The organism is Paraburkholderia agricolaris (genome assembly GCF_009455635.1).
Lineage (GTDB): Bacteria > Pseudomonadota > Gammaproteobacteria > Burkholderiales > Burkholderiaceae > Paraburkholderia > Paraburkholderia agricolaris.
Genome location: NZ_QPER01000001.1, coordinates 68,653 through 94,248, shown reverse-complemented (window position 1 = coordinate 94,248; position 25,596 = coordinate 68,653). Strand labels below are relative to the sequence as shown.

23 protein-coding genes, 1 tRNA gene and 2 pseudogenes are annotated in these 25,596 nt (G+C 59.5%); 13 read left to right on the top strand and 13 right to left on the bottom strand.

The genetic code is table 11. The features are described 5' to 3' along the window. The first annotated feature begins 105 nt into the window (after positions 1 to 105). Positions 106 to 1,119, top strand: coding sequence for a D-2-hydroxyacid dehydrogenase family protein (locus GH665_RS00385; RefSeq protein WP_153134210.1), 1,014 nt, complete (start codon positions 106 to 108; stop codon positions 1,117 to 1,119). 54 nt (positions 1,120 to 1,173) lie between these two features. Here GH665_RS00385 and GH665_RS00380 read toward each other — a convergent pair whose 3' ends face one another. Together GH665_RS00380 and GH665_RS00375 are read right to left on the bottom strand one after the other, a co-directional pair. After that, complete coding sequence (locus GH665_RS00380) at positions 1,174 to 2,049, bottom strand: patatin-like phospholipase family protein (RefSeq protein ID WP_153134209.1); 876 nt, start codon at positions 2,047 to 2,049, stop codon at positions 1,174 to 1,176. Between the two features lie 44 nt (positions 2,050 to 2,093). Continuing rightward, complete coding sequence (locus GH665_RS00375; protein ID WP_028197697.1) at positions 2,094 to 2,498, bottom strand: PaaI family thioesterase; 405 nt, start codon at positions 2,496 to 2,498, stop codon at positions 2,094 to 2,096. Between the two features lie 201 nt (positions 2,499 to 2,699). Between GH665_RS00375 and GH665_RS00370 the strand changes: the two genes are divergently transcribed. The 3 genes and pseudogenes from GH665_RS00370 to GH665_RS39605 all read left to right on the top strand — a co-directional run. After that, a tRNA-Lys gene (locus tag GH665_RS00370) sits at positions 2,700 to 2,775 on the top strand. 97 nt (positions 2,776 to 2,872) lie between these two features. Next, positions 2,873 to 3,130, top strand: coding sequence for a hypothetical protein (locus GH665_RS00365; protein ID WP_153134208.1), 258 nt, complete (start codon positions 2,873 to 2,875; stop codon positions 3,128 to 3,130). A 21-nt stretch (positions 3,131 to 3,151) separates the two neighbouring features. Continuing rightward, positions 3,152 to 3,253 (top strand): annotated as a pseudogene (locus GH665_RS39605) (hypothetical protein); the annotation flags it as partial. Positions 3,254 to 3,613: 360 nt separating this feature from the next. Here GH665_RS39605 and GH665_RS00360 read toward each other — a convergent pair. Both GH665_RS00360 and GH665_RS00355 read right to left on the bottom strand, forming a co-directional pair. Further along, positions 3,614 to 4,564 (bottom strand): DUF6708 domain-containing protein, encoded by a 951-nt coding sequence (locus GH665_RS00360; protein WP_153134207.1) that lies wholly within the window; start codon positions 4,562 to 4,564, stop codon positions 3,614 to 3,616. Between the two features lie 179 nt (positions 4,565 to 4,743). Beyond that, the gene (locus GH665_RS00355; RefSeq protein ID WP_153134206.1) at positions 4,744 to 5,826 is read right to left on the bottom strand and encodes a hypothetical protein; all 1,083 of its coding nucleotides are present in this window, start codon (positions 5,824 to 5,826) and stop codon (positions 4,744 to 4,746) included. Positions 5,827 to 6,029: 203 nt separating this feature from the next. Between GH665_RS00355 and GH665_RS00350 the strand changes: the two are divergent. Beyond that, a pseudogene (locus GH665_RS00350) lies at positions 6,030 to 6,572 on the top strand (UPF0149 family protein); the annotation flags it as partial. A 256-nt stretch (positions 6,573 to 6,828) separates the two neighbouring features. Continuing rightward, complete coding sequence (locus GH665_RS00345; protein ID WP_153134205.1) at positions 6,829 to 7,416, top strand: LysE family translocator; 588 nt, start codon at positions 6,829 to 6,831, stop codon at positions 7,414 to 7,416. A 21-nt stretch (positions 7,417 to 7,437) separates the two neighbouring features. Here GH665_RS00345 and GH665_RS00340 read toward each other — a convergent pair whose 3' ends face one another. Then, on the bottom strand, positions 7,438 to 8,283 hold the full coding sequence (locus GH665_RS00340) for a helix-turn-helix transcriptional regulator (protein WP_425496042.1): 846 nt from the start codon (positions 8,281 to 8,283) through the stop codon (positions 7,438 to 7,440). A gap of 193 nt (positions 8,284 to 8,476) precedes the next feature. Here GH665_RS00340 and GH665_RS00335 point away from each other — a divergent pair, with 193 nt between their 5' ends. Together GH665_RS00335 and GH665_RS00330 are read left to right on the top strand one after the other, a co-directional pair. Next, on the top strand, positions 8,477 to 9,136 hold the full coding sequence (locus tag GH665_RS00335; RefSeq protein WP_153138146.1) for a PadR family transcriptional regulator: 660 nt from the start codon (positions 8,477 to 8,479) through the stop codon (positions 9,134 to 9,136). After that, the gene (locus GH665_RS00330; protein WP_153134203.1) at positions 9,133 to 10,509 is read left to right on the top strand and encodes an FAD-dependent oxidoreductase; all 1,377 of its coding nucleotides are present in this window, start codon (positions 9,133 to 9,135) and stop codon (positions 10,507 to 10,509) included. Before GH665_RS00335 ends, GH665_RS00330 begins: the two co-directional genes overlap by 4 nt. Positions 10,510 to 10,522: 13 nt before the next feature. On the opposite strand, the gene GH665_RS00325 is transcribed toward GH665_RS00330, so the two are convergent. The 5 genes from GH665_RS00325 to cadR all read right to left on the bottom strand — a co-directional run bounded on the left by GH665_RS00325 (position 10,523) and on the right by cadR (position 14,968). After that, entirely contained in the window at positions 10,523 to 11,317 is a 795-nt protein-coding gene (locus GH665_RS00325; protein WP_153134202.1) for an ABC transporter substrate-binding protein, read from the bottom strand. A 25-nt stretch (positions 11,318 to 11,342) separates the two neighbouring features. Continuing rightward, the gene (locus tag GH665_RS00320) at positions 11,343 to 12,497 is read right to left on the bottom strand and encodes a pyridoxal phosphate-dependent aminotransferase (protein WP_153134201.1); all 1,155 of its coding nucleotides are present in this window, start codon (positions 12,495 to 12,497) and stop codon (positions 11,343 to 11,345) included. A 270-nt stretch (positions 12,498 to 12,767) separates the two neighbouring features. Next, complete coding sequence (gene dbpA, locus GH665_RS00315; RefSeq protein WP_028197691.1) at positions 12,768 to 14,171, bottom strand: ATP-dependent RNA helicase DbpA; 1,404 nt, start codon at positions 14,169 to 14,171, stop codon at positions 12,768 to 12,770. 53 nt (positions 14,172 to 14,224) lie between these two features. Beyond that, a complete protein-coding gene (locus GH665_RS00310) occupies positions 14,225 to 14,425 on the bottom strand; it encodes a hypothetical protein (RefSeq protein ID WP_028197690.1) in 201 nt (66 codons plus the stop codon). Positions 14,426 to 14,536: 111 nt separating this feature from the next. Then, positions 14,537 to 14,968, bottom strand: a complete 432-nt coding sequence (gene cadR, locus GH665_RS00305; RefSeq protein ID WP_028197689.1) for a Cd(II)/Pb(II)-responsive transcriptional regulator — start codon at positions 14,966 to 14,968, stop codon at positions 14,537 to 14,539. Between the two features lie 81 nt (positions 14,969 to 15,049). On the opposite strand from cadR, the gene GH665_RS00300 reads away from it, so the two are divergent. The 5 genes from GH665_RS00300 to GH665_RS00280 all read left to right on the top strand — a co-directional run bounded on the left by GH665_RS00300 (position 15,050) and on the right by GH665_RS00280 (position 22,885). After that, positions 15,050 to 17,548: a heavy metal translocating P-type ATPase gene (locus tag GH665_RS00300; protein WP_425496025.1), complete on the top strand. Its 2,499-nt coding sequence runs from the start codon at positions 15,050 to 15,052 to the stop codon at positions 17,546 to 17,548. Between the two features lie 277 nt (positions 17,549 to 17,825). Further along, positions 17,826 to 19,346, top strand: a complete 1,521-nt coding sequence (gene adh / locus GH665_RS00295; RefSeq protein WP_153134199.1) for an aldehyde dehydrogenase — start codon at positions 17,826 to 17,828, stop codon at positions 19,344 to 19,346. Positions 19,347 to 19,412: 66 nt separating this feature from the next. Continuing rightward, positions 19,413 to 19,808, top strand: coding sequence for a DUF779 domain-containing protein (locus GH665_RS00290; RefSeq protein WP_153134198.1), 396 nt, complete (start codon positions 19,413 to 19,415; stop codon positions 19,806 to 19,808). 188 nt (positions 19,809 to 19,996) lie between these two features. Then, on the top strand, positions 19,997 to 20,863 hold the full coding sequence (locus tag GH665_RS00285) for an AraC family transcriptional regulator (protein ID WP_153134197.1): 867 nt from the start codon (positions 19,997 to 19,999) through the stop codon (positions 20,861 to 20,863). Between the two features lie 678 nt (positions 20,864 to 21,541). Beyond that, a complete protein-coding gene (locus tag GH665_RS00280; protein ID WP_153134196.1) occupies positions 21,542 to 22,885 on the top strand; it encodes a reverse transcriptase family protein in 1,344 nt (447 codons plus the stop codon). 73 nt (positions 22,886 to 22,958) lie between these two features. Here the strand turns inward: GH665_RS00280 and GH665_RS00275 are convergent, their stop codons facing one another. The 3 genes from GH665_RS00275 to GH665_RS00265 form a co-directional block, all read right to left on the bottom strand. Continuing rightward, entirely contained in the window at positions 22,959 to 23,627 is a 669-nt protein-coding gene (locus GH665_RS00275; protein WP_153134195.1) for a hypothetical protein, read from the bottom strand. Between the two features lie 78 nt (positions 23,628 to 23,705). Then, a complete protein-coding gene (locus GH665_RS00270) occupies positions 23,706 to 24,233 on the bottom strand; it encodes a hypothetical protein (RefSeq protein ID WP_153134194.1) in 528 nt (175 codons plus the stop codon). A 228-nt stretch (positions 24,234 to 24,461) separates the two neighbouring features. After that, on the bottom strand, positions 24,462 to 25,256 hold the full coding sequence (locus GH665_RS00265; RefSeq protein ID WP_246216124.1) for a hypothetical protein: 795 nt from the start codon (positions 25,254 to 25,256) through the stop codon (positions 24,462 to 24,464). Between the last annotated feature and the right edge of the window lie 340 nt (positions 25,257 to 25,596).

Below are 25,596 nucleotides of genomic sequence, written 5' to 3'. Positions count from 1 at the left end.
CAGTAAGGCATTCAGCCAGACCGGCATGTGACCTGGGTCACATGGTGGGACAGTCAGCATAACACTCCGTTCCGCACCGCTATGGTGCGCCGCAAGACACATACCATGAAGATTGCCATCCTCGACGATTACCAGGACGCCGTCCGCAAGCTCGACTGCTTTCAACTGCTGGCCGACCATGAGGTCAAGGTTTTCAACAACACGGTCCGCGGTCTGGGCCAACTGGCGAGCCGTCTTTCCGAAGTCGACGCCCTTGTCCTGATTCGCGAACGCACACGCATCAGCTCGCAACTACTCGACAAGTTGCCGCGTTTGCGCATGATCAGTCAGACTGGCAAAGTCTCCAGCCATATCGATCTGGCGGCCTGTACCGAGCGCGGCATCGCCGTGCTGGAAGGCAGCGGCTCGCCGATCGCGCCGGCCGAGTTGACCTGGGCACTCATCATGGCGGCTCAGCGACGGATTCCGCAATACGTAGCAAACCTTAAGCAAGGGGCCTGGCAGCAGTCTGGTTTGAAGACGTCGGCGCTGCCGCCGAACTTCGGTTTGGGCCAGGTGTTGCGGGGCCAGACGCTGGGAATTTGGGGTTACGGCAAGATCGGCCGCCTGCTTGCCGGGTACGGCAAGGCATTCGGTATGAACGTGCTGATCTGGGGTCGCGAGCATTCGCGCGAAGCGGCGCGCGCGGACGGATATAACGTGGCCGAGAGCCGCGAGGCGCTGTTCGAGCAGAGCGACGTGTTGTCGCTGCACCTGCGTCTGCACGACGACACCCGCGGCATCGTCAAGCAGGAAGATCTGATGCGGATGAAGCCGACCGCATTGCTCGTGAACACCAGCCGGGCCGAACTACTCGACGAAAACGCGCTGGTGAACGCGCTGTCGCACAACCGTCCGGGGATGGTGGCGATCGATGTCTACGAAAGCGAGCCGATTCTGCAGGGCTACAGCCTGCTGCGCATGGAAAATGTGATCTGCACACCGCACATTGGGTACGTGGAACGCGAGAGCTACGAGTTGTATTTCACCGCGGCATTCCAGAACATTCTGGCTTTCGATGCCGGCGATACGTCCAGCGTCGCGAATCCGGAAGCCTTGCAGGGCGGGCGTCGGCGGTAATTTTCAGCGCCGCGGCGCCCTTGCTCAACTCAGCTCAACTCAACTCCTCTCAGCTCAGCGCGCTTCGTGCGCGCCGGCTTCCAGCAGATCGGGCATGCGTGCCAGAAAGGTCTCGCCATCGGTTCGGCCGAGGTTGTACGCGTGCACCATCTGCGACGGGCTCGTGTAATCCCAACTCGAAATCGGTACCTTGCGCGACGGCTGCACGTACAACCGTTGCTGCACGCCGTGCGACACGACGAACATCTGTGGCCGCGGGTAAAGACGCGTGACCATGACCAGTACGTTGCCGGGCGCTTCCGCGTCGAGCGCGCCGACCGGCACGTTGTCGACCATTCCGCCATCCAGCACCGGCCGGCCATTGCGTCGCAAAACCGGCGTGAACGGTGGCGTACTCGAGGATTGCAGAATCAGATCGGCGAGATCCTCGACTGTCGCGCAATCCTGCGCGCGCACGAATTCCGGATGAAAGCCGAGCGTCTGACCCAGCGTCGGATGCAGCGTTTTCCGCACGTATTTCTCGATGTTGTACGCAATCAGGCCCGCGGCGACCGCGCTTCGTGCGCCGAGCCAGCGAGGCAGGTGCGACACGCCGATGCGGATTTCGGGAGCGTCGGCAAGCGTGGAGAATTTGTCGCTGTAGATGTCGAGTAGCGCCTGCCGGTAGATCCGGTAATGCGGAAAAACCGATTGGCCGCGCAGCAGATTGCCCCAGTACGCGTTGCGGGTGTTGTGGCGTAACGCCTCTTCGTAATAGCGCATAACCCAGTCGGAATCGCGCGTATAGAGCATGCACGCGGTAGCCGCGCCGGCCGAAATGCCGGCGATGACGCGCGGGCGGATCGCTAGCTTCGGCTGCACCACGTCCCAGAACCCCGCCTGCCACCAGCAGCGATTGCCGCCGCCAGCGAATACGACCTGATCGAACATCTTGGCTTTTTCCTCTAATACAGCTTGCGAGCCCGTTTTGGGCCTCAGTCGAGCAGCGCGTAAGTGGTGGTGGCGTGGACGGCCATGTTGCCGGCTTCGTCGAATAACTCGACTTCACCGAACACGAGATTGCGGCCCATGCGCAACACGCGCGCGGTAATCAGGACGTCGCCGTTGCGGACCGCACGCATGAAACTGATGTTGAGCGACACCGTGCTCATCGGCTTGAAGCCGCCGAGCGCGGCCGAGATGGCGACGATCATTGCCGTATCGGCAGCCGCCATGAAGACTTGCCCGCAGATCACACCGCCCGAATGACGCAAGCCGCCGGAAAACGGCAGGCGCAAGGTCGCGCTTTCTTCGTCGACCTTTACCGGGGTCAGCGTGAGCGCACGGACCCAGGGCGCGAGGATGCGGTCGAGCAGCTCGTTAATTTCTTTGTCATCCATGGCGGTCCCCGGTCGAACGCCGCGCGAGGCTTCGCGCGGCAGGTGTCCGCGACATGATACCGGGACGGTGATCCATGCGCCTTTCCGGTGCCTGACGGCAGCGAGCTGCGGGCACCGGGAGCCCGACTCCAGATTTTTTAAGAAATCTGCTAAAGGGGCTTGGCAATCTCGGAAAGTTTCGGCATAATTTCGCTTCTGTTGGGGGCGTTAGCTCAGTTGGTAGAGCAGCGGACTCTTAATCCGTAGGTCGAGTGTTCGAGTCACTCACGCCCCACCAAGAAATTCAGGCACTTAGCCCAGTCCTCGTGACTGGGCTTTTTGCTTTCAGGATTTCGTGTAGATGCCATGTAGGTATTTTAGGTCCGCATGCTTCCATGCGGATCAACGCTCCCAACACTGCACGGCCCGGCGTACATGAAGCCCGTCCAGCCTTCAGGTTGCTGGCTCATACTTTAAGTCCCGCCCGCATGTCCCTTGAGAAATCTTCCAAGGTTCACGGGTCATTTCGTCGTCTTCCTGCCCTTAGCCAATATTTCCCCATCAAAGAAATCAAGGACAGTACGATCGACATTCAGGCCACCGGCCGCCTGACCAACTTGTACCTGAAACAGATGGCGGAAAAACCGGACTGAGCCTCGGAAGACTGCCATCACAATATGAACCACTTCATGGCGCGGTTGATCTTCTCCTTGTTCGCCGAAGACATGAGCGTTTCGATGGATCTGGCTTGCTCACCAAGACGGTCGACCGAATGAGCGAAACGACGTCGATCGATGCGCACGAAGTGATCTACGACAATCGCCCGTACACGGCGAAGGACTCACAAAGCGAAGGGGCGATAGCGCCGTGAGCGAGGTTATGGGTCGTCAGGTACTGTCCACGAAACCGGCTCCGTTCATGATCGCTAGCGAAAGCTTTGCGGCTTTTATGCGTTTCTCAGATCCATTCCCGGCCTCCGCCTCGCCAACGCCCGCTGGCCTTTCAGCCGCAAGCTCTAAACCACAGGACAAAAGAAAACGCTGCTGCGCGCGCCATGCGGTATTTCTTTAAACCGTTGATACGCGCACTTTTTCCCCGATCCAACTGGTCACGCGCATCGCGTGATGACGGTCGTGTTACATCGTTTTCCAGAGGTTCGGAGGATTCGAACGAGCATCCTTTGCACAAGGATCGCCAGGATCGACTGCGCACATTTCCTCTATGTTTTGTGGCCAGACCGGAATTCTGCAACTGCGCATCGCAAACCATCGCGCAAAGGAAAACAGCAGAAGGGCCGGCGACAACAGCAGTTGCGCAAAAGTTTGACCGGGCAAATTCAGGGCGAGTCGCAACAAACCAAACCGCCATGTCTCGCGCCGATCGGAAATGGGCAGATACGCCGGCGTGCACGGTATGATCGCCGCCGCACCGTCCTCCATATATCGCCGGACGTATTCCCAATACCGGTAAAGCTCTTCTTTTACCGGCCACGCCAGCGCAAAACAGAATGTCTCGACCACGGTCACGCCATCATCGGCAAGGACATGTCCGCGTACATCCCATGTTTGAATGCCAAACGGTCGATTACCCCGGCCCAGGGCGAAAAAAACCTTATCCCATGGAACGGACAGCACGGTCCCATCTAACCGGAACACATGCACTACCCTACGCTCCCGGTCGAGACGAATCGGGTAGTGCGTATACCGGAAACACTCCCTGCAAATAAGCCAGAGCAGAACCGCAACCAGACAGATCCCTAGCAGCAACGGAATCGCGCCGAAGACAAGATTTCCAGACCGTTCGTCTGGATTACCCAGCAATCCATCGACAAAGAAAATGTCCGCGCCGACTCCCGCTATGAACAGGCAGATCACGGTCAGGATTCCCATCACGCATGTCAGCGCGCCTTTCCAGCCGTAATACTTATCCGCAACCTCCAGGTACCGGCTATTCACCCTGATAGTGGAGCTGAAATAATTTGGGGAAACGTCCAGGCGCTTCGCGGGATCGAGACGGTTCTGACGTTCTTCGTCCGTAAGCGGGCGATTGATTTTGTACTTATTGATGAGGCCGGTGTACTCCATCATTAACCTTTCGTTGCCACGTTCGGTTGCTGCATTTCTATCTCCAGAGTCTGATGCTTGAGTTCTCGATTCTTTGCGTTCCTCAGTCCGTCCACTCCAGCCAATCCTGAATCTTGTTGTTGACCAGCAGCGTCATCACGACGCATCGGAATCGCTGGTATGGGACGGTTCGCCACGAGATATCACTGCGCCTGTAGCTCAATCGACTGCACGTCGTTCATTGGGGTGTAGATCTTTCCTTGCATCTCACCCGGCGCGAGAACGTCGACTGTCATCTCACCGATGAACCGGTACTTTCCTGGCGTGACTCGACGCGAAGCAGAGGCGTTGCTGAAAGTAACGGCGGAGTACGGAACCCGGAATACCAAGGTGACCGGCGCGCCGGGCTTCACCGTGATCTCTTTGGCATAGCGTCGCGAAGCTTCATTCAGATACTTGCTGACAAGTCGAACGTCGAAGTCAGTGCCGGCGCTATTGATCGCGCCGATTCGCACGTTCAGCAGGTCGGGACGCGCGAGGTCAGGCGACCACGTGTCAGGTCCCGCGATGCTGATGTCCTTCTGCCCGTCATTGCCGAACGTCAGTTCGAGAACGAAGCCGTCGCCGCCCGAATGCGCGGTGAAGAGTGGATGGAGATTGATCTCCGGTTGGCCGTTTTTCAAGGCCTTGCCGGCAACCTCAAAGAACGGATCGAGCCGGGTGTTGAACGCTTCGCCGACCTTATAGTCGTATTCGCCCTCATAGTGTCGCCCGTCCTTGTCGAACGAAAAGGCCAGCACGGGACGGCCAGTCATGCCGTGCACGGGAGCAAAGACGCGGCTGCTCAAAGCCTCCTTCAACGTGTCGATCTGTTGCCCGGTTGCCTTGTCGACAGCCAGTACGTATTTGCCGATGCCCGTGTATGTGGTTGCGGGTAAGACGCTAACGTCGCGTCCGCGCGCGTAGTACGAGATCTTGCCGCCCTCGACGCTGATTAGCATCGGCGGAGCGGGGTTGATCGTACCTGGTCCACTACGAATCACGAAAGAGTCGGAGGGATTTTTACCGCTCGCCATTTCTGTCAAGCCGAAAAGCAACATGGAAACCAACGCCATCAATGCTAACGCCCGGCGAACGTCGTGTACCGCTACCCTGACTTTTCCGTATATTGGATTTTGATACGTCGCTAACATCAGTGATATCGCAGAGGACCATTCCGTCCTGACATTGAATATCTGAACGGCGGTTTGACTATCCCGAAGCTCACCCGCGGGCCTTCTACTCATGGCACTCCTTTCATGAGAGCGTGGATAAAGAACACAAGGCAAGTCCAATTCTCAGACACGCCTGGAATACATCTCAGCCGGCAAGCATTCACTACCGTAAAATAAGCTTCGTTGCAAAGCAGGCGCGGTATAAAAATGCCGCCTCCTCATTCCCCCGACATGCCATCGGGACCCACGATTCGTAGTTGCGGAGCCTCATCGCTATGTCCAAGTCTAAGTTGAGCCCGGGCGATCTGGGCATTCCGCTTTCTGAAAAAGAATTCGACGAACTCGATGAATTTCTGGTTTCCGATCTGACGTCGGAAGAAACGCTAACGATCGAGGGGCTCGACGGATACCTGACCGCGATGGCCATCGGGCCGACTACCGTACCGCCCAGCTACTGGCTGCCGGGAGTCTGGGGGCCGAGTGAGGATGACGCTCCTGCATTCGAAACAATGGATCAGGCGCAGCACATTCTCGGATTGATCTTGCGGAACATGAACGGCATCGTCATTAGTCTGGAAGATAACCCCGATGAATTCGAACCGGTGTTCGGCTTCAGCCGCGTCGACGACAGCGAACGCGAATACATCGACGGCGAAGCGTGGGCTTTCGGCTTCATGCAGGGCCTCGCGCTGGTTCGGGCAGATTGGCAAGCGCTGTTCGATAGCGAGCAGGGCCAGACATGGCTGAATCCGCTACACCTGATGGGTTCAGACGGGCTGACGCCTGAAGAGTTGCAGTTGATCGCCACGGCCGAACAGCGCGAAGCCCTCACCAAACAGATTCCCGCTAGCATCGCCGCGATCTATCGCTTCTGGCTCCCCCACCGCCAGGCTGTCCATGAACGGAAGCTCGCCGCAACGATCCATGTCCTTGCGGCAGCGGCAAGAAATTCAAAAAATGCTGCGGCGCCGCGGCGGAACTTCACTGAAAGCAATTTCCTTCAATACACCTCTGCCCACTGCCCGATACCGTTGAGCGTCGCAAATCCCGCGCACTCACGTATCGAGGCATCAGATGACCGTCTTACTCTCCATGGCCGCGTTCGCGCTGGCCTCGTCGATTTCTCCCGGTCCGGTCAACGTCGTTGCGCTCAGCGCCGGCGCGCAACATGGCTTCAACGCAAGCATGCGGCATGTGACCGGCGCAACCGTCGGGTTCACGTTGCTGCTGTTGCTCATCGGCCTGGGGCTGCATGAGTTGCTCGCGTATTTCCCCAATCTGATCGACGTCGTCAAATGGGCCGGGATTGGCTTTCTGCTTTACATGGCCTACAAACTCGCCGTCGATGATGGCAAGCTCGGCGCAGACAAGCCCACTCGAGGACCATCCTTCGCCTACGGCGCCGCAATGCAGTGGCTCAATCCGAAAGCCTGGCTCGCGTCATTAGCCGGCATGGGCGCCTACGCGGCAGATGGCGACGGCCGGCTCGTCTGGCAATTCACAGTCGTGTACTTCGTGGTTTGCTATCTGTCGATTGCCAGTTGGGCGTATGCCGGCACCTTCCTGCGTCGATACTTGCAGGAGCCGAAGCGCGTGAGGCTATTCAATCGCGCGATGGCAGCGCTGCTCGCGGCTAGCGCGCTGTATCTGCTGATCGCGTGACACGGGTCACACCTCCGCCATTCAACTGCGATACTGCCCCGGCGTGGCAGCAACCAGCCGCTTGAAGGTCCGCTGCAGATGCGCCTGATCGGCAAAGCCCGCATCGAGCGCCACGTCCGCTATCGGATAGCCACGCCGCAACTGCGCGCGGCTGAACTGGATGCGCCGGTTGATCAGATACGCATGCGGCGTCATGCCATAGCGCTGTTTGAACGCGCGGATCAGATGCGAGGCGGAAAGCCCGGCCGCCTTGCAAACGTCCTCCAGCTTCAGCGGACGGGTACAGTTTTCGGCGATGAATTCCGCAGCTCGCGCGAGTTGACCGCTCGCGTCGTCATCCGGCAAGGGTGCCGGATTCAACTTCTGTTGCACTTCGGAGAAGAAGGTAACGGCGGCGCTTTCCTTGCGCATGAGTTCGCTATCGTCGTCCACGAGGATCGCGTATAGACGGTTCAAACCATCGAACAACGCCGGGTCCGTCGTCATGGTCTGCGAGAAAGCGCGAAACGCGTGGTTGTCGCTGAAACCCAGGTCGTGTTGCAGCCCCGTGAGCCAATCGACTTCGACGTGCAGCATCCGATACGACCAGCGCTCGTCGGCAACCGGGTTACACGCGTGCACGTCGTCCGGATTCATCATCACCACCGCGCCGGCGCCGATCCATTCACTCGCGTGGCGATTCACATACACGCTATGGCCGCCGGTCACCGCGCCTATCGAGAACGTCTCGTGCGAGTGTTTGGCATAGCAGACCTCGCGGCCATCTTCGATGGAACGCGCCTCGATGAACGGCAACGCTTCATCGCGCCAGAACTTCGGCGCCGCAGCCGCCACCGCTGACTCACTCCAGTCGTTCGTCCCGCTCATCGCCTGCTCCTCGGTCATGCGCTTTGTTCCATCACAGTCTTCGGCCCGTGCCTAAGCACGTTAGCGCGAACCACATCGTAACGGTGCAATCCGCCGCGGGCACAGAAATTTCGGCATTCCACGCTTGCCAATCTCAATAACATAGTTATATTATGACTAGACACACAAAGACTAGTTTATGCCGACTCCGCCAATGGTCCGTCACTCTCCGCTTGCCCTCGCCGTCCTCGCCATGCTGACTGAAGCGCCGATGCATCCGTACCGGATGCAGCAGCTCATCAAGGCACGCGGCAAGGACGAAGTCATCAACGTCGGTCAGCGCAACAGCCTGTACCAGACGATCGATCGCCTGTTGCGCGGCGATCTGATCGCCATCCGCGAAACGGAACGCGACGGCGCGTTCCCGGAGCGCACCGTCTATGAAATTGCCGAAGCCGGCCGCGACACCGGCCGTCTGTGGCTGCGCGAACAGCTCGCGCAACCGGCCCGGGATTTCCCGGCCTTTCCGGCCGCGCTCTCCTTCCTGCCGCTGCTCTCGCCCGACGACGTGTGCCGTCAACTCGTTACCCGCATCGGCGCTCTCGAACGGGAATTGATCCGCTTCGACGAGACCACGCGCCAGTCCACCGAGATACAAGTACCGCGGCTTTTTCTGCTCGAAGGCGAACTGATGCGCGCACAACTGGTGGTCGAACTGGACTGGGTTCGCAGCGTAGTGGCCGATCTGAAAGCCGGCACGTTGACCTGGAGTCCGGAATGGCTTGAAGAGATCGCTCAACGTTTCATACTGCCGGCCGGCGAAACCAGGTACCGGCCGATCCAACCTGCCGCAAAGAAGGGGACGAAGTCATGAGTCGCGAACCCATGGAAGTGATCGTGATCGGGGCCGGCACGGGCGGTCTCTGTCTGGCACACGGATTGAAGCGCGCTGGTATCAATGTGAATGTCTACGAACGCGATCGCACTCGCGCGGACGGTTTGCAGGGCTATCGGGTCGGCATCAATCCGCACGGACTGGCGTCGCTGGAAGCCTGCCTGCCGCCGGAACTTTACGCGACCTTCCTCGCGACTTGCGCGCGCACGCCCGGCCACTTCAACATCCTGACCGAGCGAATGACCGAACTGCTCACGGTGCCGCTCGAAGACGAGTCGATGAGCGGCGGCAAATCGGTCAGCCGGATGACACTCCGGCAAGTGCTGCTCACGGGCCTCGAAGCGCACGTGCATTTCGACAAGACTTTCACGTCGTACGAACAGCATGCCGACGGCAGCGTGACCGCGCATTTCGCGGACGGCACCCACGTCACGGCAGACCTGCTGATCGGCGCGGACGGCGCGCGCTCGAAGGTGCGCCGCCAGTTACTGCCGCACGCGCGGCTGGAGAACACCGGCATCGTCAGCGTTGGCGCCAAGGTGCCGATGGACGAAGCGTCACGCGCGCTGCTGCCGCCCAAGGTTCTCGACGGCATTACGCTGATCAACGCGCCGAAGGGTTACGGCGGCATCGTGCACGTGATGGAATTTCCGTGGCGCGCGGACGGCAGCGGAATGAAGGAAGGCATCGGCAGCAACGACGCCGAACTGCTTTCGCGTTGGCCCGGACTGCTCTACGACAACACGCGCGATTATCTGATGTGGGGGGTCTGGGGCGCATTGCACAACTTGCCGGCCGATCCCAAATCGCTCGGACAAGCCGCGCTACTCGCGCTCGCGACGCAGATCACCGACGGCTGGCATCCCAATCTGCGCGCGCTGATTCGCGCATCGGATCCGTCTACCGCGTTCAGTGTCGATGTGCGCACCTCGGTTCCCGTGGACGCATGGCCGACCACCAATGTCACCGTGCTGGGCGATGCGGTACATCTGATGACGCCGGGCCGCGGCGTGGGCGCGAACACCGCGCTGCGCGATGCCGCGCTGCTCGCCTCACGTCTGGCCGATGCGCAACAGGGCAAGCTGTCGGGGCACGACGCGGTCGCGGGTTACGAAGAAGAGATGCGCCGCTACGGCTTCCACGCGGTCGCGGAATCGCGCAAGCAGTTCGACGCGAGTGGCGCGCTGCATCGGCCGGTGGTCGGACGAATGGCGCTGAGTGCGATGCGCACCACCTTGCGCGTGGTGAACAATGTGCCGATGCTCAAGCGCCGCATGATCGACGCCGAGAATGAATTTCGCGGCGTCGATCGTCACGATCGCGACGCGGCGGCAGCCGCGCCCGGTCAGTAACACGGTCAATCTGTTACTTCGCGCTCACGTCGATATTGCCGAGATATTTCGCTGCCAGCGTCTTCACCGTACCGTCGGCCTGGACTTTCGCAATCGCCGCGTTCAGTTGCTCGCGCAGCGCGGTGTCGCCCTTGCGAATCCCGTAGGCAATACCGCTGCCGAGGATCTTGTCGTCGCGCACCGGTTGACCGACAAATGCGTAGTCCTTGCCATTAGGCTTCGACAGAAAACCCGTCTGTCCAGCCGGCGCGAGAACGAGCGTTGCATCGAGCCGGCCCGCCACGAGATCCGTGTACACCTGGTTCTGATCCTGATACGGCACGACGGTGACGCCGGCCGGCTCCCAATGTGTCTTCGCGAAGGTTTCCTGGATCGACGCCTGCAACACGCCGACGCGTTTGCCCTTCAACGACGCCGGCGTCGGCAGCAAACCGCTGTCGCGTTTCGCGATCAGTTGCGTCGGCACGCGATACACGACGGTGGTGAAATCGATCGCCTGGCGGCGCTGCTCGGTGGCGTTCATCGCCGAATTGATCGCGTCGAACTTGCGTCCCTGCAGCGCGGGAATCAGACCGTCGAATGAGGTTTCGACCCATTTGCACGTCATATGCGCCGCGGCGCACACGGCAGTGCCGACGTCGATGTCGAGACCTTGCAGTCCACCATTCGGCCCTTTCGATTCGAACGGCGGATACTGCGCTTCGAGCCCGAAACGCAGCGTCGATGTGTCCGCGGCGAAAGCAGCCGACGATGCGGCGCTCGCGGTCAATACGCAGACCAGCGCCAATAGAGGTTTGAGCACATTCATAACAGCTCCCTTTTTCTTCGATAGATCAGATTTCACACAAGCGCCGCGCGCCTTCGATCAAGGTCGCGTCATCTTTCGAGAAGCTCAGGCGGATCAGGCCGGAATCCGTGCCGTCGGTATAGAACGCCGACAGCGGAATCGTCGCGACCCGCGCGTCGCGAATCAGGCGCAGCACGAAATCGCTATCGCTTTCGTCGGAGAAGCCGCGAAAACGCGCCAGCATGAAGAAGCTGCCTTCACTCGGCAACAACTCGAAGCGCGATTCACGCAGCGCATGGGCGAGCAGATCGCGCTTCTTCTGATAGAACGCGGACAGGCCGAGATAGCTCTCGCGATTGGCCAGCGCATCGACGAACGCGTACTGCATCGGTGTATCGGCAGAAAACACCATGAACTGATGGACTTTGCGAATTTCATCCATGAGTGCCGCCGGGGCAAGACAATAGCCGACGCGCCAGCCGGTCACGTGATACGACTTGCCGAACGACGACACGATTACGCTGCGCTCCGCGAGTTCGGCATCGCACGCCATGCTTTGATGTTTGGCGCCGTCGAACACCACGTGTTCGTAGACCTCGTCGGCAAGAATCACGATATCGGTATTGCGCGTCACCGCCTTCAGGCGCGCGATGTCGGCTTCGCTGAACACGGTCGCGGTCGGGTTGTGCGGCGTGTTGATGATGATCATGCGCGTTTTCGGCGTGATCGCGGCGGCCACCTCGTCCCAGTTCACGCGAAAATCGGTGAGCGACAGTTTGATCGCAATCGGCGTCGCGCCTTGCAGGCGAACGATCGGGCCGTAGCTGTCGAATGAGGGTTCGAAGTAAATCACTTCGTCGCCGGGATGCACCAATGCGCTGATCGTGGAATACAGGCCCTCGCTGGCGCTGGCGATCACGGTGACTTCGCTCGACGGGTCGTAGCGCACGCCGTACAGCGTCTCGACTTTGTCAGCGAGCGCTTCGCGCAACGCGGCGATGCCGGCCATCGGCGCGTACTGGTTATGACCGGCGCGCATGGCTTGCGCGACACCTTCGATCAATTTTGCGTCGGGCGCGAAATTCGGTGCGCCTTGCGACAGGTTCAGCGCATCGTGCTGTGCGGCCAGTTGGCCAATCACGGTAAAAATCGTTGTGCCTACGTCAGGCAATTTCGAGCGGGCTTGCATGGCGCTCTGCATAATGCGTTCTCCCTTTCTCAATCCGGTTTGATGGATTAGGCATCAGCCAAAGAACCGTCACAATCGAAACTTTGTCATGCGCGGCATGCGTTTACGTCATGGCTCGCGCAATGCCGCGCTGGGGCGGCCTAAGGCAATGAATTCGGGGGTTTAGCGGAAGAAAATGCAGCGCGCAGGGAGCGCGCAAAACAGCCGAGGTATGACGTAATGTGATGCGAGGGGGACGGCTGCGACCGGGCGATCGCAGCCGGCTAGCTGACTAACCGACGCTCAGGCGTCGTCCATCATGCGGACTTTGACCTTCTTGCCCTTCACCTTGCCGGCGCTGAGCTTGCGCAGCGCGTCGCGCGCGATGCTGCGCTCCACGGCCACATAGGTCGACATTTCGGTCACGTTGATCTTGCCGATCTGCGAACCGGCGAAGCCGGCTTCGCCGGTTAGCGCGCCGAGCACGTCGCCGGGACGGATCTTTTCCTTGCGGCCGCCGAGAATCTGCAGCGTTTCCATCGGCGGCAGCAGGCGTTCATTGCTCGCAGGCTTGAGATCGGCCAGCTTGTGCCACTCGACTTCACGCTTTTGCGCCTGTTCGAGACTGCCCACGCGCCCCATCTCATTCATGCTGGCGAGACTGAGCGCCCAGCCTTCCTGATCGGCGCGCCCCGTGCGGCCAATGCGGTGCACATGGACTTCCGGGTCCGGCGTCACGTCGACGTTGATCACCGCTTCGAGCTCCGCAATGTCGAGGCCGCGCGAGGCGACGTCGGTGGCGACCAGCACTGAGCAACTGCGGTTTGCGAACTGGATCAGCACCTGATCGCGTTCACGCTGATCGAGTTCGCCGTGCAGCGCGAGCGCATGAAAACCCTGCGCACGCAGCACGTCGAGCAGATCGCGGCACTGCTGCTTGGTATTGCAGAACGCCAGCGTGCTCACCGGACGATAGTGGTTCAGCAACAAACCCACCGCATGCAGACGCTGATCTTCAGTGACTTCATAAAAGCGCTGACGAATCTTGGTGTTGTCGTGCCGCTCGGCGAGTTTCACTTCCTTCGGATTACGCAGGAATTGCTGGCTCAGCTTGACGATGCCGTCGGGGTAGGTGGCGGAAAACAGCAGCGTTTGCCGCTCTTTCGGGCATTGCTTCACGACGGTCGCGATATCGTCGAAGAAACCCATGTCGAGCATGCGGTCCGCTTCGTCCAGCACCAGCGTATTGAGCGATTGCAACGGCAGGCTGCCACGCTCCAGGTGATCCATGATCCGGCCCGGCGTGCCGACCACGATGTGCGCACCGTGTTCGAGGCTGGCGGTTTGCGGACGCATCGGCGTACCGCCGCACAGCGTCAGCACCTTGATGTTTTCCTCGGCGCGCGCCAAACGGCGGATTTCCTGCGTGACCTGATCGGCGAGTTCGCGTGTCGGGCACAGCACCATCGCTTGCACGGCGAAATTGCGCACGTCGAGGCGGTTGAGCAGCGCCAGCGAAAACGCCGCGGTCTTGCCGCTGCCGGTTTTCGCCTGAGCGATCAGATCGTTGCCGGCCAGCGCGATCGGCAGGCTTGCGGCCTGAATCGGCGTCATCTCGACGTAGCCGAGCTGCGTCAGATTGGCGAGCGTCGCGGGCGGTAGCGGTAGCTGGCTAAACGGCGCGCCGGCTTGAGTGGGAGTGTTCATAGGGTGAGGGCTCGCTATCGACTGAAGAGGCTGAAGGGACCGAAGGCCAGGGACTATTCGGCCATCGGGCCGGTGGCGGGCCGGCCTTCGATCTGCTCGTACAGCACCGAGCCATCTTCCCCGTCGAAACGTTCGACGTAATTGCGCGCGCCGCACATCGGGCAACGGAACAGAAGTCCCTGTCCTTCATTCTTGATGACGACGTCCGACATTTCCCACTGCTCGCCGCAGGGCTGGTTTCTACAGGTAAACACGTTGATTCTCCAACAGGATTCGATTGTTTATTGGGCGAGCCGGATCAATGGCCCAACCGTGAATGCCGTCACTGCCATGGTCGGCGCCGCCGTCAGTACAGGCCGAGCGCTTCAACCCAGATGCGTATGCCGCACCCGCGTTGCGCTCACGTCCATCTCGTTGAGACCCTGGACGATGCCGCAGTCTTCAACAGCCTGTTCGCCGTGGCATTGCTCGCGCAGCGTGGTCAGTTGCACTTTCAGTTGCTTCAGTTCTTCGATACGCGTGTCGACGTGCGCAATGTGCTCGTCGATCAAGGCATTGATGCTGCCGCAGCCATCCGCCGGTGCGTCCGTCAGACGCAGCAATGCACGGATTTCGTCGTGGGTCATGTCGAGCGCGCGGCAATTGCGGATGAAGCGCAGGCGTTCGACGTGCTTCGCCGTATAGCTGCGGTAATTGGCCTCGGTGCGCTCCGCTTCGGGCAACAGGCCCTCTTTTTCGTAGAAACGGATGGTTTCGGTCGTGCAATGGGCGATTTTCGCCAGTTCGCCGATTTTCATGGACCCTCCCGGATTGCGGCCTTGACCTTGTAGTGGCTTCAAGGTGTTTACTAGACCACAAATCGAACCAGGAAGCCAGCCATGCCACACGCCGACCTCGCCGAAGCAGATCGCCCGGAACAAGCCAAAGCCCGTGCCCACGGGCACGAAGGGCATGCCCACGAGCATGCGCATGACGATGCTCACAGCCACGGGCATGGTGAAAACTGCGCTCACGGCAACAAAACGGGGACACATGAGCCGGACCACGTACACGCTCATGAGCACGGCGAAAGCTGCAGCCACGGTCACGAAACGCACGACCATGACCAGCATGACGATCATGCCCAAGGCGGAAGCGACGGCCACGACCACAAAGCGCACGACCATGGCCATGCGCACACCCACCAAGCCCACCGTCACGCCGAAGCAGGCTGTTGCGGAACGACGCATGTCGCAGCCGCGCCGGTCAAGCTGCCGCAATCGGAAGCCGTCGGCAACGACTTGCGCACCGCGATCCGCATCATGCAGATGGATTGCCCGACCGAAGAAGCGCTAATCCGCAAGAAATTCAGCCGCATGCCGCAGGTGCGCAGCATGGACTTCAACCTGATGCAGCGCGTGTTGACCGTCGTCCACGCGCCGGACGCGCTCGAGTCGATCCTCGCCGCGATCCGTTCGCTCGACTTCACGCCTGAACTGGCGGACGCGAACCTGGACGCGGCAGCCGCCGCCCTTGAAGCGCCGGCCAAGCCGTGGTGGCCACTGGCGCTCGCCGGCGTCGCCGCGGTAGGCTCAGAGGCGGCCAGCTGGCTTGGCGCCTCCACCTGGCTGGCTGCGGGTCTGGCGATCCTCGCAATCGCCGCCTGCGGCCTCACAACGTACAGAAAGGGCTGGGTTGCGATCCGCAACGGCAACCTGAACATCAACGCGTTGATGAGCATTGCGGTGACCGGCGCGCTGGTCCTCCAGCAATGGCCGGAAGCCGCCATGGTGATGGTGCTCTTCACGATTGCCGAACTGATCGAAGCGAAATCGCTCGACCGCGCCCGCAACGCCATCCAGGGGCTGATGCAACTCACGCCGGAACAGGCCAGCGTGCAACAGGCCGACGGCAGCTGGCAGCTCGCGGACCTCAAGTCGATCGCGCTCGGCGCAGTGGTACGCGTGAAGCCGGGTGAGCGGATTGCGCTCGATGGTGAAATCGTCGCGGGCCGTTCGAGCATCGATCAGGCGCCGATCACCGGCGAAAGCCTGCCGGTCGACAAGACCGTGGGCGACGCGGTGTTCGCCGGCACGATCAACCAGGCCGGCTCGTTCGACTATCGCGTCACGGCCGCCGCCAGCAACACGACGCTCGCACGCATCATTCACGCGGTCGAGGAAGCGCAAGGCACCAAGGCGCCGACCCAGCGTTTCGTCGATCAGTTCGCCCGCGTCTATACGCCGATCGTATTCGCGGCCGCACTCGCGGTAGCAGTGTTGCCGCCGCTGCTGTTCGGCGGACAGTGGCACGAATGGGTCTACAAGGCACTCGTGATGCTGGTGATCGCCTGTCCGTGCGCGCTGGTGATCTCGACACCGGTCACGATCGTCAGCGGCCTCGCGGCTGCCGCGCGTAAGGGCATCCTGATCAAAGGCGGCGCCTACCTTGAACAGGGCCGCAAGCTGAGCCGGCTCGCGCTCGACAAAACCGGCACGCTCACGCACGGCAAACCCGTGCAAACCGAGTTCGAGATCCTGGCCGACGTCGAGATCGTGCGTTGCCGGACACTCGCCGCCAGCCTGGCGGGTCGTTCGGATCACCCGGTGTCGATGGCAATCGCCGCAGCGGCAAAAAACGACAGCGTCACCAGTGCCACGGTCGATGCCTTCGAGGCACTGGCAGGCCGCGGCGTGCGAGGCGAAATCGATGGCTTGCCGTACTGGCTCGGCAATCATCGGCTGGTCGAAGAACTCGGGCGCTGTTCGGCGTCGCTCGAAGCGCGGCTGGACACGCTCGAAGGGCAAGGCAAAACCGTCGTGATGCTAGTGGACTCTGAACGCGTGCTCGCGCTGTTTGCCGTCGCGGACACGGTGAAGGACACGAGCCGCGCCGCCATTGCCGAATTGCAGCGCCTCGGTGTGCATGCCGCCATGCTCACCGGTGACAACCCGCACACGGCTGCCGCGATCGCGCAGCAAGTCGGCATCGACGAAGCGCGCGGCAATCAGTTGCCCGAGGACAAGCTGAACGCCGTGGACGGCTGGTCGAAAGACGGCGCGACGGTCGGCATGGTTGGCGACGGCATCAACGACGCTCCCGCTCTCGCGCGTGCCGATATTGGTTTCGCAATGGGCGCAATGGGCACCGACACCGCGATCGAAACCGCCGACGTCGCCTTGATGGACGACGATCTGCGCAAGATTCCGCAGTTCATCCGTCTGTCGAAGGCAACGCATTCGGTGCTGGTGCAGAACATTACGCTGGCGCTGGGTATCAAGAGCGTGTTTCTCGTGCTGACGATGATGGGTCTGGGCACGATGTGGATGGCCGTGTTCGCGGATGTGGGCGCGAGCCTGCTGGTAGTGGCGAACGGTCTGAGGCTGTTGCGCAAGTAATCTCCCCGCACCCGCGCGTGGGCATTCCAGGCTGCCCGCCGTTGCTTCGATCTTCCCCGCAGGTGCCCAGCGCTGTTCAATTGTTCAATTCCTGAACAGCGCTGCGCACACTGATCAGAAACGCCACGTTCAATTCCCGGCAAGGTGAACCAGACCACGCACTCGCGCTTCGCGGGCGTGGCTGCGGTGCGTTGGCACAGTTCTGGCTCTAAGCTCTCGCGGCCAAGCGAAATATCGCGCCGAATATAGCCCATTCAATCATGTGAGGAGCACACAGATGAATCACGCAGAGATGCAGTTTCTGACTACCGAATTTCCGTACAAAAAACAGTATGCGAATTTTATCGGCGGCGAATGGGTAAAGCCGGTGGGGGGCGAGTACTTCGACAACGTGTCGCCGATCACCGGTGAGCCGTTTACATCGATCCCGCGCTCACGCGAAGCCGACATCGAACTCGCCCTCGACGCCGCGCATCGTGCAAAGGCAGCGTGGGGTAAAACGTCGACGACCGAACGCGCGAACATACTGAACCGCATCGCCGACCGGATGGAAGCGAATCTGCAACGCATCGCCGTGGCTGAAACGATCGACAACGGCAAGCCGTTGCGCGAAACAATGGCCGCCGATATCCCGCTCGCCATCGATCATTTCCGCTATTTCGCCGGCGCCGTGCGTGCGCAGGAAGGCTCGATCTCCGAGATCGACCACGATACCGTTGCCTATCACTTTCACGAACCGCTCGGCGTGGTCGGTCAGATCATTCCGTGGAATTTCCCGATCCTGATGGCGGTGTGGAAACTCGCCCCCGCATTGGCTGCCGGCAACTGCGTCGTACTGAAGCCGGCCGAGCAAACGCCTGCGTCGATTCTTGTCCTGCTCGAACTGATCCACGATCTGCTGCCGCCGGGTGTCTTAAACGTGGTGAACGGGTTTGGCCTCGACGCCGGCAAGCCGCTCGCGTCGAGCAAGCGCATCGCGAAGATCGCGTTTACAGGTGAGACGACCACCGGTCGCCTGATCATGCAGTACGCAAGCCAGAACATCATTCCGGTCACGCTCGAACTCGGCGGCAAAAGCCCGAACATTTTCTTCGCCGACGTGATGAACGAAGACGACAGCTATTTCGACAAGGCGCTCGAAGGCTTCACGATGTTCGCGCTGAATCAGGGCGAAGTGTGCACGTGTCCGTCGCGTGTGCTGATCGACGAAAAGATTTACGACCGCTTCATGGAGCGCGCATTGAAACGCGTGGCCGCGATCACGCAAGGCCATCCGCTCGACACGAAGACGATGATCGGCGCGCAAGCCTCACAGGAACAGCTGGAAAAAATCCTCTCGTACGTCGACCTTGGCAAACAGGAAGGCGCCGAGTGTCTGATCGGCGGTGAGCGCAATACGCTCGGCGGCGAACTTAGCAAAGGCTATTACGTGAAGCCGACCGTATTCCGTGGCCACAACAAGATGCGCATCTTCCAGGAAGAAATCTTCGGGCCGGTCGTTTCCGTGACCACCTTCAGGAACGAAGACGAAGCGCTCGAGATCGCCAACGATACGCTCTATGGTCTGGGCGCCGGCGTGTGGACGCGCGACGGTACGCGCGCCTATCGCTTCGGCCGGCAAATCCAGGCTGGCCGCGTGTGGACCAACTGCTATCACGCGTATCCGGCCCATGCTGCGTTTGGTGGCTACAAGCAATCGGGCATCGGCCGCGAGAATCACAAGATGATGCTCAACCACTATCAACAGACCAAGAACCTGCTCGTCAGCTATAGCGATAAGCCGCTCGGCTTCTTCTGAGCGTAACGTCTCCTGTCCGGGCGAGCCGCATTGTGCGGCTCGCTCTTTTTTCAGCGAGGGTATGTGATGGCTGACGAGAAGCAAGTGGCCCGCGTGATCGCCACGCCAGCCGCGATCGAATTGATCGATAAGCTATGTGCCGAACACGGTGCCGTGCTGTTTCACCAATCCGGTGGATGCTGCGACGGTAGCGCGCCGATGATGTTCCCGCAGAGCGAGTTCATGGTCGGCTCGTCCGATGTGAAACTCGGCACGATTGCCGGCGTGCCGTTCTACATGAGTGAATCGCAGTTCGAGTACTGGCAGCACACGCAATTGATCATCGACGTGGTGCCGGGCAATGGCGGCATGTTTTCTCTGGAGCGGCCGAGCGGGTTGCGTTTTCTCACGCGCTCGCGACTCTTCGAAGACGATGAAAACGCGTGGCTAGACACCCATCCGGTAGAGCGAGTGGACGCTTAGTCGTGAGCCATTATTAGAGGTGTCATCGAAACTCGGCAAAGTTCGGGATGCGCGCGTATCAGCGAATGTTTAACTCCATTTGCTTGCGCTATGTGAAGTTCGCAGGATTTGGTAAACGGGGACGTGGTACTTTTGTCCGCATTCCTTCGGCAATCTTCTGGTGGTTAGCCACGCCACTCTACTCACTCATGAACCCATCGGATAATCGGGCGCGCTACGAAACCCGGTTGAGCCGCGTGCTCGACCATATTTACGATCATCTCGACGAACCGCTGGATATCGAACGGTTGGCGGAGATTGCCTGCATGTCGCCGTATCACTGGCATCGCATCTATCAGGCGATGTATGGCGAAACGGTCGCGACAACCGTGCGGCGCTTGCGACTGCATCGCGCGGCGGGATATCTGGCGAATGGCTCGATGCCGATCGCGGAAATTGCCGAGCGTTCGGGCTATAGCAGTTTGCAGTCTTTCTCCCGCACTTTTCGCGCCGTGTTCGGCATTCCGCCGGCGCAGTACCGCAAGCAGGGAACCCATAGCCGGTTTCGTCCGGCGCTTTCAGGAGACGATCAAATGACGATACGTGAAGTGGTAATTCGCCACGTTGAGCCGATGGAGATTTTGTCGGTGGATCACGTGGGGTCGTATATGCAGATCGGCAAGGCGTTCGACGGCTTGTTCGGCTGGTTGGCAAAACACAATTTGCTAATGGGCCAGATGCGCATGATCGGGATTTACTACGACGATCCGGGTGTGGTTGCGGAGGATGAGTTGCGCTCGAAGGCTGGGGTGTTGTTGCCGCATCCGGTGCAGGCTTCGGTGACGGTGAGTCCGCCAGTTTCGGTGGCGCATGTGAAGGGTGGGGAGTACGCGGTGTTGCGGCATAAGGGACCGTACAGCGATATGCGTGCGGCTTATGAGTGGTTGTATGGGACTTGGCTCGTGCAATCGGGGCGTGAGGCTGCGGATGCGCCGGTGTTCGAGGAGTATCTGAATAGCCCGAAGGAGACTGCGCCTGCTGAGTTGCTGACGGAGATTTGTTTGCCGCTGGTTTGATGGCTTGGCCTGGTCCTGTTTGTTCTGCCTGCTTTGTGCATGTTTACGCAGCGTGCTTCCCGGATGCCTCTCTGGTTTTTATAGTCTTTGTATATGTATACGTAGTAATAGTTAACAAGCACCCCGCCTGGCTGTGGATAACTTGAATCTTCGTTTACGGATCAAGGGGCTGCGAAATCGATAACCCTGCGGAGCGCGTGCGAACAGGCAGGCGGAGCCAGGGAAAACTTCTGACTGACCTGGCGAGATCGCGGATTTATCAAGGTTTCGCCCACAACGTGTCCGGTGTCTTGTACAAAAGTTGTCCAGAGGGGGTTGTGGATAAGTGGGTGGCTCCTTGCCGGTGGCTTGGGTCGCCTGTTATGACCCGGCGACAAACGGAGGGGATGTTTGTGCACGTGTCGTTCGATCGACACTTGTGTGAAACTTTGTCGAGAAAGATTGTTTCGTACTGCCAATGCGTTGACAACGCTTGGCTGCGTCGCTTATCTTCGATCCGCGGGACGGCTGGTCAAGCTTGCCAGGGTACAGGCAGTATTCGTTCCGGGCGCTACGGGGCTACCCCGTGGATCAGAAAGACCTCCGCAGTTCGTCGCATGAGCCGACTTGCGCGTTGCGCAAATGAGCTCACGCAGCACAAGACGCGTTGACTGGCCGCCCCGCCCCTCTCTTTGCTCTATGCCGTCAACTTCTCTGCAGTTTGTCACTTACGCGATCGCCGATGCCATGTTGGCCGGGACGCCCGAGCCAACGGCGATGGTCGCGCGGATGACGCTTGTGTTGGGCGGCCCCGCGGATTGGATGAATCGGTTGGCGGGAAGGGTTGCGAAGCGATTTGGCTCGCGCTGGGACAGCGTTGAAAGCAAAGAGCTGTCGAAGGTCATTGCTGAGACCACGGGGTTTGTCTCGGCGTGGAGGGGTGACAACCGGCCGAGGGTTTTGCGTGTTTTGCGCCGGCCGCCTTTTCAGCGGCCACCTCCGCCCTGGTTGCATGACGTGGCGCTACCGCAGTTGCCGACGCTCGGTGATCTGGCCGTGTGGCTGGAAATTGCACCGGACGAGCTGGACTGGTTTGCCGATCGCTGGCGTGTACCCGCTCGAAATGCGGGGACGCCGCTTCATCACTATTCGTACAAAGTGATCGAGAAACGCGACGGTCGGTGTCGGATTATCGAGGTGCCCAAATCGCGTTTGCGGGCTTTGCAGCGGAAAGTGCTTCATGGCTTACTCGATCGGGTTCCTGCTCACGATGCAGTGCACGGTTTTCGACGTGGACGGAATGCGGTTACGTTCGCGGCGCCACATGCCGGGAAAGCGGTTGTGATCCGCTTCGATCTGACGGATTTCTTTGCGTCTGTCCACGAAGGACGCGTTTACTCCACGATACGTGCTTTGGGTTATCCACTGGGAGTTGCCCGGGCATTAACTGCGCTGTGTACCAATCGGGTGCCGAGTGGCCGCCTGCTGGCGCCGGATGTGCGGGACGGGGTCGATTGGCAGGAGCGGCAGCGGTATCGAAACCGGCATTTGCCGCAAGGGGCGCCCAGTTCGCCGGCGCTGGCGAATTTGTGTGCGTTTCGACTGGACCTGAGGCTGGCTGGGCTGGCGCGGTCTCTCGGTGCGACGTATACGCGGTATGCCGATGATCTGGCGTTTTCCGGTGGCGATGACCTCGCGCGGATGGCTCAGCGGGTTGAGATTCGCGTGGCGGCGATCGCTATTGAGGAAGGGTTTGCAGTCAATCTAAGAAAGACGCGGGTGATGCGGCGTGGCGCAAGACAGCATCTGGCCGGGGTTGTGGTGAACAGCCATCCGAATCTTGCGCGGCCGGAGTTTGATACTTTGAAAGCGGTGCTCACAAATTGCGTGAGGCACGGACCGGGCTCGCAGAATCGCGAGAGGCATGCGGATTTTCGGGCGCACCTGGCAGGTCGCGTTGCGCATGCTGCAATGCTGAATGCGGCCAGAGGAGAGAAGTTAAAAGCGATCTTCGATCGGATCGTGTGGAATCTTGATTCTTAATCGACGACCAAGGTGTCGCTAGTAGCGAGGTCGACTTTCGATAGCGGAACCTCCTCGATTTGGAAGAGGACCGTCAATAGCGATACACCGTGCCCACACTGCCCTGTACCTTGCCCTTGCCGAGAAGCTCGTAGGACCTTGTCGGTAAATCGAGAGAGTCCGCTTCTGGCAGTTCCAGCGCCGTCAGAATTTTTCTTGTACGCACGGCATGAAGCAACTCGCGCCAGTTCGCACCGACCGCAACAAACAATGCCACAGCAATCGCGCAGGGGAAGGCAATGGAGATCAGCTCGGCGAGATCTTCTCGGGCGGCAACAAAGAAAAAGCCTACGCCGAGAAACAGGAAAAGGAATAGAAAAATTCCAATGAACGTATAACGGATGTATTTATAGATCATTTTTGGGCTACTGCCGCACGGCGGCAAAATGGCGATGACCCGTTCTTCAGCGCTGCTCACAGCCAACAAAGTTTCGTTCCGTTCCACCACGACATCAACCGCATCGCCGTCTTTGAAATAGACGCCGCCGAGCCACCCCTTTAGTGCCCTCCCGTCCACGTCGAACTCGACCCAGTAAGCCTTGCCCCTGGCATTCGACATGCCGTAGTTGACCGCCATATTGCCTACGGCCAGTCCGCCATTGCCACTCAGTGCGAGCAGGATGGGAGATAGCAGCGCGGCTTTCCGCTCGAACTCCCGCGCCTTCGATTGGCGCTCCTCCAGCGAATATCGCAGGTTGGACACTTTCCCGCTCAAAGAGCTTAGTTACGCATTCATCTATTAACACCGTTGTTTTTTCCACCGGAGATATGACACTACCCTTTACCGCATATCGCTGGTGAACACGTCTTCTTTCGGAACGCCCAACCGGCGCATCAGCCAGCTCCAGAATCCACAGAAATAGCTGCCGGACAGCATCCACGCGACCACGAATACATCCATCTTCCACCCGGTGATGCGCGTGGCTAGCGGTATATCGCCTCTCAACGCCAGTTCCATCTCGGCGATCAGCAAGCCGAGGCCCAGTATCCAGCCAACCATGAGCCAGCGCGCGCGCCGCGTGAACGCCGCACGAAAGTCGCCGTACCAAACGCAACGTCCCACAAAAGAAGCCAGCACGAGGGACAGCAGCGCAAGCAGTTGCCAGCTCAACGTGTATTCGCTGCTTATGGACGTCAGGTACGGACTGTGATTCAGATAGACAGTGCGCGTAACAGGGTAGTCATAGTGGACCCACGTCATCACGCCGAGGCGATTCGCTCCCCAAACCAGTGCTTTAAGCAGGAGGTATGCACACACCGCCGTGACGATCAACGCAAGGAGAGTCCGTATGGGTGTACTGCGTACCATACCCCTTAGTTTTGCTGTAATTACCGGAGGCGCAGCCGCAGCCTCGAGCGCTTTGGCTTCAATCACGCTCTTGCGCCATGCTTTTCTTTCAGGACTATTTCGACTCATATGGCAACCTGCTTTGAGAGACAGTCACGGTATGTTACGAAAAAAAGCCACCCGCAAAGAAACTTGTCTTTCGGCTTTCTGTGTTTCTTCGGTGCTCGGGGCAGATCGATACAGGATCAATCAATTGATGCCGTCAGCCTTCTTTTTGACCGCGCGAGCGTTGGCCTCGTCGACCAATTCCTGGATGGAGCTATAGGTCGGATTTCTTACGTGCATCTTTTCCTGCTTGCCTTTTCCTCTCAAGAACATCCATTCGGGCCATTGCCGGATATGGTTGAAGCTTCCGACGACGAACTCGCCGCAGGGTGGGACATGCAACTCCTCGGCGGTCTTTTCGCCTGCAAGATAAGCCTCCGACTCCGGACCAAACACGCGGTCCTGACAGGACTCGTGCCAGAAAATCATGGTCCTGCTTCTGTCTACCTCAGGAAAATCGTCAAATACAAAACCTTCTTTCTTGTCGGAAACGGCAATGGTGCGCAGATTTCCCTGTACGTCGCGAATGCCAACTTTCCAGTGTGGATTGTCATTCTGGTCGTAGTCTTGCCACGGGTTGATCGCTTCCGAGAGAACGTCGCGGCTACCGTCACGTTTCTCCAGTTCGAATACCACCGTACTTTTTGGAAAGGTCCGAGAATTTCCAAGCTTAGGATTGCCTTTGATTTTGATAATGCCGTTCTCAGGAACACGTACCTCCAGCCCATCCTTCGTATGAACCGGTTCAATGCCATCGGGTTGATCGAACAACGCGGCCACCGGACCGACATAGCTCTCCGGAATCACATAAATCAGCGGCATGCGCCGACTCCGATCCAGACCGAACCCTATCGCGGCAAGAAGCACGAGAGCGAGCAAGATAAGGTAACGCCTCTTGATGTCGCGCTTCGGGGTATTCAGCGGTACTGCTTTTTCCATGGGTTCACCTGTACACCCCATTCGTTTCAAACTAACGTTTACGATTGAGGCAATTTTATCGCCGCCGTGCTCTGCGATGATCTCCTCAGAATATCAGCCGGCGACACGTGTCTGGCGCTTTGGCCATATTCGAGTGGCATGCTCCGTTGTTCCTGAGGAGTTCATCCGGCGATCGATTCGCGATGAAGCCAGAATCACTGTTCGATTTGCACATCTCATGCGCCTGGCATGCTGGCCTCCGAGCACACCGCATCAGAATAGCCACTGTCCGAACGCTTAAGGAATTCGGCGTCGGTCTTCGCTGCGCCACAGTTGGAAAAGGCTGCGATAGATAGCGGTT

What these genes read in the sequence shown, in the direction of transcription:
- GH665_RS00385 (WP_153134210.1), top strand. Translation starts at nt 106, where the DNA reads ATGAAGATTGCCATCCTCGACGATTACCAGGACGCCGTCCGCAAGCTC.
- GH665_RS00380 (WP_153134209.1), bottom strand. Translation starts at nt 2,049, where the DNA reads ATGTTCGATCAGGTCGTATTCGCTGGCGGCGGCAATCGCTGCTGGTGG.
- GH665_RS00375 (WP_028197697.1), bottom strand. Translation starts at nt 2,498, where the DNA reads ATGGATGACAAAGAAATTAACGAGCTGCTCGACCGCATCCTCGCGCCC.
- GH665_RS00365 (WP_153134208.1), top strand. Translation starts at nt 2,873, where the DNA reads ATGCGGATCAACGCTCCCAACACTGCACGGCCCGGCGTACATGAAGCC.
- GH665_RS00360 (WP_153134207.1), bottom strand. Translation starts at nt 4,564, where the DNA reads ATGATGGAGTACACCGGCCTCATCAATAAGTACAAAATCAATCGCCCG.
- GH665_RS00355 (WP_153134206.1), bottom strand. Translation starts at nt 5,826, where the DNA reads ATGAGTAGAAGGCCCGCGGGTGAGCTTCGGGATAGTCAAACCGCCGTT.
- GH665_RS00345 (WP_153134205.1), top strand. Translation starts at nt 6,829, where the DNA reads ATGACCGTCTTACTCTCCATGGCCGCGTTCGCGCTGGCCTCGTCGATT.
- GH665_RS00340 (WP_425496042.1), bottom strand. Translation starts at nt 8,283, where the DNA reads ATGAGCGGGACGAACGACTGGAGTGAGTCAGCGGTGGCGGCTGCGGCG.
- GH665_RS00335 (WP_153138146.1), top strand. Translation starts at nt 8,477, where the DNA reads ATGGTCCGTCACTCTCCGCTTGCCCTCGCCGTCCTCGCCATGCTGACT.
- GH665_RS00330 (WP_153134203.1), top strand. Translation starts at nt 9,133, where the DNA reads ATGAGTCGCGAACCCATGGAAGTGATCGTGATCGGGGCCGGCACGGGC.
- GH665_RS00325 (WP_153134202.1), bottom strand. Translation starts at nt 11,317, where the DNA reads ATGAATGTGCTCAAACCTCTATTGGCGCTGGTCTGCGTATTGACCGCG.
- GH665_RS00320 (WP_153134201.1), bottom strand. Translation starts at nt 12,497, where the DNA reads ATGCAGAGCGCCATGCAAGCCCGCTCGAAATTGCCTGACGTAGGCACA.
- dbpA (WP_028197691.1), bottom strand. Translation starts at nt 14,171, where the DNA reads ATGAACACTCCCACTCAAGCCGGCGCGCCGTTTAGCCAGCTACCGCTA.
- cadR (WP_028197689.1), bottom strand. Translation starts at nt 14,968, where the DNA reads ATGAAAATCGGCGAACTGGCGAAAATCGCCCATTGCACGACCGAAACC.
- GH665_RS00300 (WP_425496025.1), top strand. Translation starts at nt 15,050, where the DNA reads ATGCCACACGCCGACCTCGCCGAAGCAGATCGCCCGGAACAAGCCAAA.
- adh (WP_153134199.1), top strand. Translation starts at nt 17,826, where the DNA reads ATGAATCACGCAGAGATGCAGTTTCTGACTACCGAATTTCCGTACAAA.
- GH665_RS00290 (WP_153134198.1), top strand. Translation starts at nt 19,413, where the DNA reads ATGGCTGACGAGAAGCAAGTGGCCCGCGTGATCGCCACGCCAGCCGCG.
- GH665_RS00285 (WP_153134197.1), top strand. Translation starts at nt 19,997, where the DNA reads ATGAACCCATCGGATAATCGGGCGCGCTACGAAACCCGGTTGAGCCGC.
- GH665_RS00280 (WP_153134196.1), top strand. Translation starts at nt 21,542, where the DNA reads ATGCCGTCAACTTCTCTGCAGTTTGTCACTTACGCGATCGCCGATGCC.
- GH665_RS00270 (WP_153134194.1), bottom strand. Translation starts at nt 24,233, where the DNA reads ATGGTACGCAGTACACCCATACGGACTCTCCTTGCGTTGATCGTCACG.
- GH665_RS00265 (WP_246216124.1), bottom strand. Translation starts at nt 25,256, where the DNA reads ATGGAAAAAGCAGTACCGCTGAATACCCCGAAGCGCGACATCAAGAGG.